This is a genomic window from Streptomyces sp. NPDC056883, assembly GCF_042788835.1.
Taxonomy (GTDB): domain Bacteria; phylum Actinomycetota; class Actinomycetes; order Streptomycetales; family Streptomycetaceae; genus Streptomyces; species Streptomyces stoeckheimensis.
The window spans coordinates 466,790-479,003 of sequence record NZ_JBHUBS010000003.1 but is presented as its reverse complement, the minus strand read 5'-3'; the positions used below and the strand labels follow the sequence as shown (position 1 = coordinate 479,003).

14 protein-coding genes are annotated in these 12,214 nt (G+C 71.4%); 6 read left to right on the top strand and 8 right to left on the bottom strand.

Annotation, left to right across the window (positions count from 1 at the left end; translation table 11 throughout):
* Positions 1-27: 27 nt before the first annotated feature.
* The 4 genes from ACFRU2_RS11215 to ACFRU2_RS11200 form a co-directional block, all read right to left on the bottom strand.
* Positions 28-450, bottom strand: coding sequence for a hypothetical protein (locus ACFRU2_RS11215; RefSeq protein WP_382970553.1), 423 nt, complete (start codon positions 448-450; stop codon positions 28-30).
* 120 nt (positions 451-570) lie between these two features.
* Positions 571-1,014, bottom strand: a complete 444-nt coding sequence (locus tag ACFRU2_RS11210; protein WP_274549556.1) for a hypothetical protein — start codon at positions 1,012-1,014, stop codon at positions 571-573.
* Between the two features lie 100 nt (positions 1,015-1,114).
* Positions 1,115-1,567, bottom strand: a complete 453-nt coding sequence (locus ACFRU2_RS11205; protein WP_382970550.1) for a peptidase inhibitor family I36 protein — start codon at positions 1,565-1,567, stop codon at positions 1,115-1,117.
* Between the two features lie 391 nt (positions 1,568-1,958).
* Positions 1,959-2,927, bottom strand: a complete 969-nt coding sequence (locus ACFRU2_RS11200; RefSeq protein ID WP_382970548.1) for a helix-turn-helix domain-containing protein — start codon at positions 2,925-2,927, stop codon at positions 1,959-1,961.
* Between the two features lie 280 nt (positions 2,928-3,207).
* Between ACFRU2_RS11200 and ACFRU2_RS11195 the strand changes: the two genes are divergently transcribed.
* Positions 3,208-4,191, top strand: coding sequence for an XdhC family protein (locus tag ACFRU2_RS11195; RefSeq protein ID WP_382970545.1), 984 nt, complete (start codon positions 3,208-3,210; stop codon positions 4,189-4,191).
* Positions 4,192-4,255: 64 nt separating this feature from the next.
* Complete coding sequence (locus ACFRU2_RS11190) at positions 4,256-4,660, top strand: DUF6479 family protein (RefSeq protein WP_382970543.1); 405 nt, start codon at positions 4,256-4,258, stop codon at positions 4,658-4,660.
* 86 nt (positions 4,661-4,746) lie between these two features.
* On the opposite strand, the gene ACFRU2_RS11185 is transcribed toward ACFRU2_RS11190, so the two are convergent.
* Both ACFRU2_RS11185 and ligD read right to left on the bottom strand, forming a co-directional pair.
* Complete coding sequence (locus ACFRU2_RS11185) at positions 4,747-5,655, bottom strand: ATP-dependent DNA ligase (protein WP_382970847.1); 909 nt, start codon at positions 5,653-5,655, stop codon at positions 4,747-4,749.
* Positions 5,655-6,539, bottom strand: coding sequence for a non-homologous end-joining DNA ligase (ligD, locus tag ACFRU2_RS11180; protein ID WP_382970540.1), 885 nt, complete (start codon positions 6,537-6,539; stop codon positions 5,655-5,657). Before ligD ends, ACFRU2_RS11185 begins: the two co-directional genes overlap by 1 nt.
* 31 nt (positions 6,540-6,570) lie before the next feature.
* Between ligD and ACFRU2_RS11175 the strand changes: the two genes are divergently transcribed.
* A complete protein-coding gene (locus ACFRU2_RS11175; RefSeq protein WP_382970538.1) occupies positions 6,571-7,671 on the top strand; it encodes a Ku protein in 1,101 nt (366 codons plus the stop codon).
* A gap of 334 nt (positions 7,672-8,005) precedes the next feature.
* Here the strand turns inward: ACFRU2_RS11175 and ACFRU2_RS11170 are convergent, their stop codons facing one another.
* A complete protein-coding gene (locus tag ACFRU2_RS11170; RefSeq protein WP_382970535.1) occupies positions 8,006-8,824 on the bottom strand; it encodes a nuclease-related domain-containing protein in 819 nt (272 codons plus the stop codon).
* Positions 8,825-9,045: 221 nt separating this feature from the next.
* Here ACFRU2_RS11170 and ACFRU2_RS11165 point away from each other — a divergent pair, with 221 nt between their 5' ends.
* From ACFRU2_RS11165 to ACFRU2_RS11155, 3 genes are all read left to right on the top strand, one after another.
* Positions 9,046-9,684 carry a hypothetical protein gene (locus tag ACFRU2_RS11165; protein ID WP_382970533.1) on the top strand — a complete coding sequence of 213 codons (639 nt, stop codon included), beginning with the start codon at positions 9,046-9,048 and terminating at the stop codon, positions 9,682-9,684.
* A 118-nt stretch (positions 9,685-9,802) separates the two neighbouring features.
* Positions 9,803-10,588: a hypothetical protein gene (locus ACFRU2_RS11160; RefSeq protein ID WP_382970530.1), complete on the top strand. Its 786-nt coding sequence runs from the start codon at positions 9,803-9,805 to the stop codon at positions 10,586-10,588.
* Positions 10,585-11,859 (top strand): histidine kinase dimerization/phospho-acceptor domain-containing protein, encoded by a 1,275-nt coding sequence (locus tag ACFRU2_RS11155; RefSeq protein WP_382970527.1) that lies wholly within the window; start codon positions 10,585-10,587, stop codon positions 11,857-11,859. The genes ACFRU2_RS11160 and ACFRU2_RS11155 overlap by 4 nt, the downstream gene beginning before the upstream one ends.
* Positions 11,860-11,895: 36 nt before the next feature.
* Here the strand turns inward: ACFRU2_RS11155 and ACFRU2_RS11150 are convergent, their stop codons facing one another.
* Positions 11,896-12,180, bottom strand: a complete 285-nt coding sequence (locus ACFRU2_RS11150) for a hypothetical protein (RefSeq protein ID WP_382970525.1) — start codon at positions 12,178-12,180, stop codon at positions 11,896-11,898.
* Positions 12,181-12,214: the final 34 nt, after the last annotated feature.

Sequence of the window (12,214 nt, the reverse complement as noted above, 5' to 3'; positions counted from 1 at the left end):
CGCCCCACCGTGGTCATGTGCCGGCGATCAGAAGTTGTACATGCTCCCCTGGCAGCTGTCGCCGAACCTGTGGGAGTTCATGTTGTCGTTGGCCTGCTTGGTGGCGGTGATGTAAATGCTCGCCATGTTCTTCACCCTGCCGTAATCCGCGATCTTGAAGCAGGGACCGGCGTATCCGGAGTTGTAGAACACCGAGACCCTGGAGTCCGGGTCCATGTTGTTGATGGAGCTGACGTTGTCGGGGTGGTTGTCACCCTGGTAGACCGCGGGCTGGCCACCGTAGTAGGTGATCTGGGACCAGTTGGGACGGGAGCTGAAGTCGTCCCGGACCAGTCCGTTGAAGTCGCTGTCCGAGTGAAGACAGACGTTGTCCCAGGTGCAGCTGTAGGCCTGTGCGGGCGCGGCCATGGTGACTGCCGCGCCGAACAGGGAGGCAGTGGCAAGCAGCATTGCAGAAGTACGTCGAATCATGAGCTCTTTCCTTGCTTTCGTTCCGTGCCGAACAAACGGTGCATCTCGTGTGCGGTGGGGCGGAATTGGCCTCCGCCCCACCGCGGTCACGGGCCGGGATCAGAAGTTGTACGTGGTCCCGTTGCAATTGTTGGTGAAGTTGTGCGAGTTCATGTTGTCGTTCGCGGTCTTGCCGGAGCTGAGGGTGATGCTCGCCATGTTCGTCACGGCACCGTAAGCAGCGACCTTGAAGCAGGGGCCGGCGAATCCGGAGTTGTAGTAGACCGAGACCCTGGTGTCCGGATCCCAGTTGTCGATGGAGCTGACGTTGGCAGGGTTGCCGTCGCCCGCGTAAAGCCGCCAGCCGGCGTATTCGTACGAGATGATGGACCAGTTGTCACGGGACTGGTAGTCGTCCCGCAGGTATCCGGTGTGGCCGCTGTCCGACCAGAGACAGACGTTGTCCTCGGTGCAATCCGCTGCCTGCGCGGGCGCAGCCATGGCAACTACCGCGCCGAACAGGGATGCAGCGGCGAGCAGCATCGCCGAAGTGCGTCGAATCATGAGCTGTTTCCTCGTTTTCATTCAGTGTCGAACAGGGGGCTCGTCTCATGTGCGGTCGGGCAGAATTGGCCGCTGCCCCACCGTATTCATGGGCCGACGATCAGAAGATGTTGTACGTGTTCCCCGCGCAGTTGTTGCTGAAGTTGTGCGAGTTCATCCTGTCGTTGGCGGTCGAACCGGAACTGAGGGTGATCTTCCCGAAGTTGTCCACCAGTCCGTAAGCCGCGACCTTGAAGCAGGGGCCGGCGTATCCGGAGTTGTAGTAGATCGATATCTTGGTGTCCGCGTCCATGTTGTTAATGGAGCTGACGTTGTCGACGACGCCGTCGCCCGCGTAGAGCTTCCTGGTCGGGGCGTAGTCGTAGGTGAGGGTGGACCAGTTGGGACGGGAGCTGTAGTCATCCCGCTCGAATCCCGTGAAGTTCGAGTCCGAATAGAGACAGGCGTTGTCGGGGGTGCAGACCGGGACGGCCTGAGCGGGGGCGCCCATGGCGAATCCCGCGCCGACCAGGGATGCCGTGGCGAGCAGCATTGCCGAAGTGCGTCGAAGCATAGGCGGTTCCTCGAATTCGATCCGTGCCGAGCGAGCGGCCGATAAGGGGCGAGAGGCGTCGGGAAAGGCAGCGCCATGGCGCCCTCCGCATGCGCATACGCATATGGCGTGCATCAGAGGCGAGTTGCCCACCGGCCGATCTCCGGTGGCGAGGAAGGAACGTGCGCGTGACCCGTCGGTTCTGCGCTGATCTCCCAGGCCACCGTGGAGGATCAGCCGATTCGGTAAATAGACATGCCCATGACAAATACCTCGCCGACACCCGGCCGGTGCCAACGTCGCACCTGCTCGGAGCCCGTGAATTGTGTTCACCCGGGCCCGTGTCGCCGGAGGTGAATCTAGGCCGGAGCGGCGTGCGGTGGTGTGCGTTGAGCGCTGCGTTTGTGTGCGCTCAGTGCCGTGGGGCGGCCGAGGCGAGCGCACGGTGTTCGGTGGGGGTGATGCCGTAGGTTTCGCGGAACGCCCGGCTGAAGGCGGTTGCGGTGGGGAAGCCCCAGCGAGCGGCGATCGCCTGGACGGGCCGGCCGCTCAGTTCCCCGCACACGAGGTCGGTGTGGGCGCGGGCCAGGCGGCGTTGGCGTATGTGTGCCGCGACGGTCAGGGGCTGGTCACCGAAGAGGGCGTGGAGGCGGCGCAGGGAGAGGTTGTGCCGGTCGGCGACCGTCCGGATGGTCAGGTCCGGGTCGCCGAGATTGTTCTCGATGAAGCGGTAGACCCGTTGCAGGGTCTCCTGCGCACGGGCCTCGGCAGGCGCCTGGCCGGGGTCACCGAGCTGCCGCGCGAGGAACGCGGTGGTCAAGTCCAGGGTGACGGCCCCCATCGCCCGCAGCTCCTCGGGGTGACAGTGCGGGCCACGCGCGACCAGCGCCTTGAGGAAGTCGGCGAGGATCGCCCCCGATCCCACGTCTGCGGCCAGGGGCCGGGCCAGGAGGCGGTCCACCCGGTCCGATCCCAGCGCCAGGGATTGGCGGGGGATCTGCAGGACGACCGTCCCGGTCTGCTCGCCCATGCATGCGCCCTCGCTCGGCCGCGAGGTGTCCGTGAGCATGAGGCCCCCCGCGACCAGGGATTCGTTGCTCCGCTGCGAGATCCTGACGGTGCCCTGCGTGATGAGCGCCAGCTGCAGGTGTTCGGGATCGCCGCGCCGGACGTGGGCCGAGGTGCGCCGCGAGGTCACCGGTGAGCAGGTCAGGGAGGACAGCTGCGCAACGCCGAGGTCCAGGTACATGAGGCTCGCCCGGAAATCGGCCCGGTGCCGGGTGTTGAGCGTGACGGGCATCACGTCGCTGGACACCGTCTCGCAGAACCAATCAAATCTTTCCTCGCGCTCGAGAGCGTCCGACGTAACCAGCGACACCATGCGATCCCTCAGATCTCAACGTGACGGCGACCCAGTCCCCCTGCCGGCTGCCGCACAGCTGTACTCCACCCCCCGCCGCCACATGATCGGTTATCAGGCACGGGCCGTGGGGGCGGTGCGCGCGCCAATGGTGGTCCGTACGAAGGACGTGGGGGTGGGTCTGTGGGTTTTGGGGGGTGAGGGGCGGGGGTGGGCGTGCATAGGTTGGGAGCGAGGCCACTTTGTGTCGTCGACCTGGTGCTCTGTGGCGTGCTCTGACGGTGAGGATGGGGCGGCGCAGATGCGTGACTTGGTGGAGACGGCGCGGCAGTGGGTGGCCGAGGGGCGGGTCGGGTTTCTGGCGCGGCCCGTGACCGAGCAGGGCTTCGGGCCCCGGGATCCGGCCGGGGCCGTGCTCGTGGATGCGCGCGGCGAGTGCGTCGGGGCCCTGTACCGGGGGGTGTTCGACGCCGAGCTCGTGGCGGAGGCCGCTTCCATGGGCAGCGGGGAGACCGCGCGGGTGTGCGAGGTCTCGGTCGGCGGCGGCGAGGCCGTCGAGGCGAAGCTGACGTGCGGCGGGCAGGCCGAAGTGCTGTTGCAGCCGCTGGCCGCGATTCCCGGTGAGTGGTGGGAGCTGCTGGGGCAGGGGGTCGGCGTCGCGCTCGTGACCCAGTTGAACGAGCGGGCGGATCAGGCCGTCAGTGTCGTCGTACGCGGGGCGGACCAGCCGTCCGGCGACGCCGAGCGGCGGGCCGGGGAGCTGCTGAGGACGCGGCGGCCGGGCCGGGACGCGCTGTACGCGGGGTCCGGGCTGGTGCTCGTGGAGGCGTACCCGTCGGCTCCGTACGTGGTCATCGGCGGGGCCGGGGAGCTGGCCGAGGTCATCGAGGCGCAGGCCCGGCTGCTCGGGTGGGAGGTGAGCATCGTCGTCTCCGCGGGTGAGGCCGAGAAGCTGCTCGACGTGCGGCGCGACGCCGCCTGTCTGGCGATGCTGAGCCATGATCCGGACTTCGACGTGCCGACGCTGCGGACCGCGCTCGCGCTCGGGATTCCGTACGTCGGTGCGCTCGGCTCCCGCAAGACCACCGCGCGGCGCCGCGAGGGACTGCTCGCGGCGGGGGTGAGCGAGGAGCGGCTGCGGACGGTGCACGGGCCGATCGGGCTGGACCTGGGCGGGCAGACCCCGGCGGAGACTGCTCTGGCCATCTGCGCGGAGATCCTGGCGGTGCTCGGAGGCCGGGAGATCCGTGGGGTACGGGACGCGGAGGGGCCGCTCAAGGGCTGAGCCGGGCCGCAGGCCGTACCGGGCCGTCGGGTGGAAAAGTCACCGATGCGGGAAAATGGGTTGTATGGACACGACTCTGACGTTCCTCGCGGTGGACAGGACACTGACCAACATCGCGTGGTTCCTGGTCGTCGGGCTCATCGTGGTCGGCTTCCTGCTCGGCGGCTTCTTGCTGGGCAAGCGGGTCCGGGCACAGGAACCCGCACCCCCCACTCCCGAGAGCCAGCCGCACCTGCCCGACGGCGGTGCCGTGTACGAGGTGCGCGAGGAGCGGGACTACGTGGATTTCCCCGAGAGCGGACTGCGCCCGCACGAGATGCAGGGGTACGGGAACTTCGGCTCCACGACCTCGCTCAACCCGGAAGAGGTCAGGGCCCGGCGGGAAGCGGCCCACCAGCACGTCGAAGGGCCGGGTCCCCACCCGCAGCCCGGTTCTCCGCCCAACTCGGGGCGGGGCGCACACGACTGACCCCCTGATCCACTGACCCACTGACCCACCGATCCGGCAGCCGGCCCTCCGACCTGTCTGTGACCCGGGGCGGACCCCGCCCCGGGTCACAGGTCCGTGCGCAGCCGCAGGACCTCCGGTGGCGGGTGGCGGGTCGAGGTGTGGCGGACCTCGGCCGTCAGCGGCGGGTCCAGGGGGTGGAAGGGGACTTCGCCGAGGCCGATGGCCGTGATGGTGGCGCCCCGGGAGGTGCGCGGGGCTCCCCCGGCCGCCTCCGGGTCGCGGGCGGCCACCGCGGCCGCCACCTCCGCGCGGAGCGGCGCCGTCAGGGGGCTCGAGACCAGCGGGGTCTCGTCGCCGACCGGGAGGACCAGGACGAGGGCGAGCGGGCGCCGGGCGGTGCCCGTGTAGCCGACCACCGCCGCGTCGCGGACGTTGGTGTGCCGGAGCTTTTGCCAGCCGCGCCGGCCGGCGGGGTAGGGCTGGTCCATCCGTTTGACGACCAGGCCCTCGATGCCGCTGGCGGGCAGGGTCTCGTACCAGGTCTCCGCCAGCTCCGGGTCCGTGGTCATCGGCACCGGCTGGAGCGGTGGGCCCAGGGGCAGGAGGAGGTCGACGAGGAGGGTGCGCCGGCGTTCGTAGGGGCGGGCGCGCAGATCCAGGCCGGCGAGTTCCAGTACGTCGAAGGCCGCGTACGAGGCCGGCAGCGTCTGGGCCAGTACGGCGGCCCGCGCGGCCGAGGCGGCGGCCGCCCGGCGCTGTACGAGCGCGAAGTCGGTGCGGCCCGCGTGCCAGACCACCACTTCCCCGTCGAGGACGGTCCCGGCGGGCAGGTGGTGGGCGGCCGCCGCGAGGTCGGGGAAGGCCGCGGTGACGATGCGGCCGGAGCGGGCCTGGAGGACCACCCCGTCCACGGTGCGGACGATCACGAGGCGGTGGCCGTCGAACTTGGGCTCGTAGGCGAGACCGGGCGCGCGCGGCAGGGTCCGTACGGCCACGGCGAGCGCGACGGTGATCACGGGAGCCGTCCGGCCAGGGCGGGGTCGAGGAGGGGGGCGAAGAGGTCTCCGTCGCGGGCGAGGCGCGGGGCGATGTCGTCGGCGAGGAAGACCAGGTCGGAGGGGGTCCGGCAGGCCTCGACCTCCGCCCAGGAGACGGGGGCGGAGACGGTGGGCAGGGTGCGGGCGCGCAGGGTGTAGGGGGCCGCCGTGGTCTTGGCGGCGGCGTTCTGGCTGTGGTCGACGAAGACCTTCCCCGGGCGGAGCGCCTTGGTCATCCGGTGCACGACGAGGTCGGGGAGCTCGCGCTCGGCCTCCTGGGCGAGGGTCTTCGCGTACGCCGACACGTGCTCGGAGGGGGTCGGTTCGAGGGGTACCGCCAGGTGGAGGCCCTTGGAGCCGGAGGTTTTGGCGCAGGCGTGGAGGCCGTCGGCGGTGAGGCGGTCGCGGAGCCACAGGGCGGCGGCCGAGCATTCGACGACGGTGGCCGGGGAACCGGGGTCGAGGTCGAGGATCAGGCGGTCGGCGAGGGCGGGGGCGCCGGCCGGCCACTGGGGGGTGTGGAACTCGACGACGAGGTTCGCGGCCCACATCAGCGTGGGCAGGTCGGCGATGACCACCTGTTCGGCCCGGAGGTCCTCCGAACGCGGGACCGGGGTGGTCTTCACCCAGCCGGGGGTACCGGGCGGCGGGTTCTTCGTGAAGAAGAGCTGTCCCTCCGGGCCGTCGGGATAGCGCAGGAAGGACACCGGACGGTCGTGGATGTGGGCGAGCAGGTGGCCCGCGACCGTGGCGTAGTAGTGGAGGACCTCGCCCTTGGTGAAGCCGGTCTCCGGGTAGAGGACCTTGTCGAGGTTGCTGAGCGAAATGCGACGGCCCTCCACCAGGGTGATCGGCGTCATACGATGAGACTGCCACGAAACAGGAGGAACCGTGCGATCCATATGGAACGGGGCAATCTCCTTCGGCTTGGTCAGCATTCCGATCAAGCTCGTGAACGCCACCGAGAGCCACTCGATCTCCTTCCGCCAGATCCATGTCGGTGACGGCGGGCGCGTCCGCTACCGCAAGGTCTGCGAGCTGGACGGGGAGGAGGTGCCGACCGCCGAGATCGGCAAGGGGTACGAGGAGGCCGACGGGTCGATCATCCCGATCACGGACGAGGATCTGGCGCAGCTGCCGATCGCCACCGCGAAGACGATCGAGATCGTTTCGTTCGTTCCTGCCGATCAGATCGATCCGTTGCAGATGGACACGGCTTACTACCTCGCGGCGAGCGGGGCTACGGCTGCCAAGCCGTACACGTTGCTGCGGGAGGCGCTGAAGCGGAGCCGGAAGGTCGCCATCGCGAAGTACGCGCTGCGGGGGCGGGAGCGGCTGGGCATGCTGCGGGTCGTCGACGACGTGATCGCGATGCACGGGCTGCTGTGGCCGGACGAGATCCGGGTTCCGGAGGGGGTCGCGCCCGAGGGTGCGGTGTCGGTGCGGGAGGCCGAGCTGGACCTGGCGGATGCGCTGATGGCGACCTTGGGGGAGGTGGAGATGGACTCGCTGCGCGACGACTACCGGGAGGCGGTCGAGGCGATGATCGCGGCGAAGGCGGGTGGGGGTGAACCGGCGGTGGCGGCGGGGCCGGTGGTGGAGGGGGCGGGTGGGCAGGTCATCGATCTGATGGCGGCGTTGGAGAACAGTGTGCGGGTGGCGAAGGCTTCGCGGGCGGGGGCGTCTGCGGCGGAGGGGGCGGGGGCTGAGGCGGAGGTTACTCCGATTCGGCGGAAGAAGGCTGCGGGGGCGGTTGCGCCGAAGGCGGTGGGCGGGAAGAAGTCGACTGCGTCGGCGGCGGGTGGTGGTGGTGGGGGTGCTGCCGGGGCCGGGGCCAGTGCTGCGAAGAAGTCGACTGCTGCCGCCGCTGCGAAGAAGAAGGCTGCTGCTGCGGCTGTGAAGAAGGCGGCCTCCGCCAAGGCTGCGGAGGCTAAGCCGGCGCGGGGTGCCGCGAAGAAGGCGGTGACGCCGCGCAAGCGGAGCTCCGCTTGAGGGGTACTGGGCCCCGGGGGCCGGGATCTGGGCCCTGCGGGGCTGTCCCCTACCCGCCCTTCCACCGTTCCCCGGGCGCTGCCCGGACCCGCGCCTCAAACGCCGGCGAGGCTGGGGATGCCACCGGGCGGGGCCGAGAGGGGGTCCCGGGCTACGCCCGGACCCCCTGGGGCTCCGCCCCAGACCCCGGTCCTCAAACGCCGGACGGCTGAAATGGCCCGGGCCTCCTCAAACGCCGGACGGCTGAAAAGGCCCGGGCCTCCTCGGACACCGGCGGCTGAGATGCCCCGGGCCTCCTTGAACGTCGGACGGCTCGATGGGATGCGCCCGGTGCTCAAGCGCCGGATGGGTGGGCGTGCCAGGTTCGGCGGTCTCTGGCTGTTGTGTAGAGGGCTTCCACGTCCGGGGGTTTGAGGGTGGTGGGGGTGTTCGTCAGGAAGGTTGATGTGGTGGCGGGGGTGAGGATGCGGACGTCGCGGAGGGTGGGGGCGATCTCCAGGCGGGTCGCGTCGACCACGGCCAGGACCGGGGTCACCGGGGTGGCGAGGGCGCGGGTCGCGTGGGCCGCCGCGCGGCGGGCCTCGCGGGGGTCCGGGGCGGGGTCGGTGCGGCCCACCGTGAGGAGGAGGTCGCCGATCGCCACGCGCTGGCGGCGGCCCTGGACCGTGCGGATGCAGAAGACGCCGGGCGGCCCGATCAGGAGGTGGTCCGCGACGGCGTGGATCGAGTGCAGGACCTGCCAGTCCTCCGTCTCCGCGAGGGCGTCCAGCACCTCGCCCATCCGCTGCCTCACCGTGAGCTCCTGACGGAGCCGGTGCCGGGCGCGGGTGCCCGCGGTGCCGTAGGTGAGGGCTCCGAGCAGGGCCTCCCCCGGGCGGTTCGGGGCCAGGTCCTCGTCGGGCGGGAGGGAGAGGCGGAGCAGGTCCCCGGCCGTGGGGACGGGTGGCGGGCCGATGGCAACGGTTCCGGTGAGGTAGGGGCGTAACGCCGTCAGGATCTCCTCGCGGCGCTCGTCTGCCAGCACGCTGATCCGGTTGGCCCGCCGGTCGTACCAGGCCACGGCCCTGCCGTCGGGCAGGTTCACATACAGCCGGCCGCGGCCGGGCCGGCCGCTCGGCAGTACCTTCAGTCCCCTCGAACCCATCGAAGACATGCCCTCACCCCCGGCGTCCATGGGAGCAGCCCCGGCGCCCCGCGGCAATCCCCCGGTCGGGTCCGGCCTGTCGCGTGCGTGGTGCGGCACGTGGCGTGTAACGACTCCGCCGGGTCGCTGAGGCATGGCTGTTACAGAAGCAACGGGTTACCGCAACGGCCGGTGCATACGTTTATCCCACCTGGACAGACCAGGGTCTGACCTGCACCGAAGGACGTCCCGTGAACACCGTGAGCCACAGCCGCCGCACTCTCGTCAGCGCCGCCGCCGTGGCTGTGGGTGCCGGCACCTTGCTGGCGTTCCCCGCGGCCGCCGCGTTCGCCGACGGGGTGCCGTCGGCTTCCTCCGTGCAGGGCGTGACCGCCCCGCGGACCCTGGTCAAGACCGTGTCGCTCGCCGACGGCGTCTCCACCGCGCACGTGTACCGCGTGGCCAAGGGCGCCTACCAGGCCGATGTCCTCAACCCCGACGGCTCCACCGCCGCCACCCTGACCAGCCGTGACGGCAGCACCGGCTACGGCGCCGCCGGGGAGATGCACCTCGCGCTGCGGTCCGACGGCCGGCTCAGTTCCTGGGCCGGGCCCGGCAGCGGTACGCAGGATGCAGGCAGCCCCTCCGGCGCCGGAAGCACGGACGGGCACAAGACCGGGAGCCGCGACGGCCGGGTCGTCCCCGCCTCCGCGCCCCCGCGCTCGGGTACGGGTACGGGTACGGGGACCGTCGAGGCGCTGGGGCTGCACACGCTGGCCGACGGCCCGGGTGACGGCATGCTGCTGCTCGCCGCGGGCGGCGGCATCGCGGCGATCGGCGCCGCGGGGCTGGGCTTCGCGATGCTGCGCCGCGGGCGTACGGACGCGTAGGACGGGTCCTTCCCGGCGCCTCGGCCCGCCGGTGCTCCGGCCCGGACTCACGGGCAGAAACGATGCGGCTCTGCCTACTGTGGACAGGCACATGCTCATGGGAGAGGAGGGTCGACGGGTGATCGGATCCGGATCCGTTCCCTCCCCCGGTCCCGGACACCGGGGCCTGCGCCGGCGCGTCCGGGCCGGTCTGCTGGCCGCCCTGCTGCTGCCGCTGGCGAGCGCCTGCGGTGACACCGGCGGGCTGGCCGGTGCCGGGGCGACCCCGACCGCGAGCGGGCCCGTACATCTGTGGCCGGGGCGCGCGGGGGCCGTCGTACCGCCCGCCGATCCCGGGGGCGCGCCGCCCGAGTACGTACCCGGAATCGCGCCCGTCCAGGACCAGAACGTGCACGTGATCGACCCGGCGACCCTGGTGCAGGCCGAGCTGCGGGCTCACCCGAACGTGCAGACCGGCCCCGACGGAATGCCGCCCGAGACCGTCGCCGCGATCAAGGAGTGCGGGGCGGACGGGGCCGATCCGAAGAAGTGTCCGGTGCTGACGCCGTACTACCGGGACCTCACCGGAAACGGCAAGGACGAGCTGATCGTCGGCATCGAGTACCCGGATCAGCAGATGTCCGTACGCGTGTACACGGCGGACGCGGAGGGCCGGCTCAACCGGATCATGGCCACCACCGACACCGTCATCAGCGTCGAACTCGCCGGACGGGACGTGATCCTGCGCGTCCCCAGCGGCAACGCCGGCTACGAGGTGAACACCACCTGGTCCTGGGACGAGACGCAGCGCTCGATGCTGCCGACCTGGGAGCAGATCGTCCGGGTCCCCGGCAGCACCGGCCCGCGCCGCACCCCGAGCCCGTCCCCGTCCCCGAGCCCCGGCTCGGCGGGAGCATCGCGGTGAGGCTCCGGCTGCCCTCGTGGACGGCGACGCTGACCTGGAAGTCGGCGTGCTTCATCGTGCTGATGTGCTGCTCGCTCGCGGCGGTGCTGGGCGTGCTCGTGCACGTGGAGGTGACCCGGCAGACCGTCGCGACGGCCCGCGAGAAGGCCCTCGGCAAGCTGACCGACGCCTCGCGCGCCTACGAGGCGGGCGAGGTGCTGCCGCCGGAGTCCGGGCTGGACCCGGCCGGGCTGCCGGACCGGCTGCGCGCGCTGGCCCTCTCCGGACAGCGCGGGACGCTCGTGGCGCAGGAGGGGGGCCGGCAGCTGATGTGGGCGGCGGCCCCGGCGGACGGCAAGGCGCTGGCCACGGCCGTCGACTACGGGCAGAGCGCGCGCACGATCACCGGGCTGGACAACGCGATCATCGGCTCGTCGGTGCTGGCGATCGGCGGGACGCTGCTGGTGGGCGCCTTCGCCGTGACGCGGGTGACGCGGCGGCTGCACCAGACGGCGACGGTGGCCCGCCGGATCACCCAGGGCGACCTGGACGCACGGGTCGGGGACCCGCGCACGAAGGACCCCTCGCGCCACCAGGACGAGGTGGCGACGGTGGCGGCGGCCCTGGACACGATGGCGGGCAGCCTGCAGACGAAGCTCCAGCGGGAGCAGCGGTTCACGGCGGACGTCGCGCACGAGCTGCGGACCCCGCTGACCGGTCTGCAGGCGGCGTCGGAGCTGCTGCCCGAGGGGCGGGCGACGGAGCTGGTGCAGGAGCGGGTGCGCACGATGCGGCAGCTGACGGAGGACCTGCTGGAGATCTCCCGGCTCGACTCGGGCAGCGAGGTGGTGGAGACGGACCTGCACCAGCTCGGGCGCCTCGCGCGGCGGGTGGTGCGGGCGTCGGGGACCGACACGGAGGTCGTCGTGGTGCGGGACGCGCACGTGGAGACCGACCGGCGGCGGCTGGAGCGGGTGCTGGGGAACCTGGTCGCCAATGCCCACAAGCACGGGCGGGCGCCGGTGGTGGTGACGGTGGACGGGCCGGTGGTGACCGTACGGGACCACGGCGACGGCTATCCCGAGTACCTCGTGTCCCACGGGCCCCAGCGGTTCCGTACCGGGGGCGGGAGCAAGGGGCACGGGCTGGGGCTGACGATCGCGGTGGGACAGGCCGAGGTCATCGGGGCGAGGCTGGTGTTCCGGCAGGCGGAGCCGACCGGGGGCGGGGCGGAGGCCGTACTGACCCTGGTCGAGGCCCGGCTGCCGTCGGGCGACGGCACCCTGCCGTGAGGCGACGGCCGCCTGCCGCGGGGTGAGGCCCTGCCGTCACTCCCCCGGCGGAGCCGACGGGGTCGGCTTCGTCCAGGGCCAGCGGAGCTTCGGCTTCTGGCCGCCCGGGGCGTAGACGTACTTCCAGCCCCGCTGGAGGCCGAGGCGCTTGGAGTACCCCGCCGGGACCCTCTCGTAGAGCAGCACCGTGGGGGCGCCGCCGTCCGGGGCCGGGACCGGGATCTCGTACCACTTCGACGGGTGGCCGGTCGGTCCGAGGAGGATCGGGAGGGTCCGGCCGTCCATCGGGCCGCCCTCGAAGGGGGTGGGTTGGCTTCTCACCCCTCCAGTCTCACAGCAATCCGGAAATCACCGC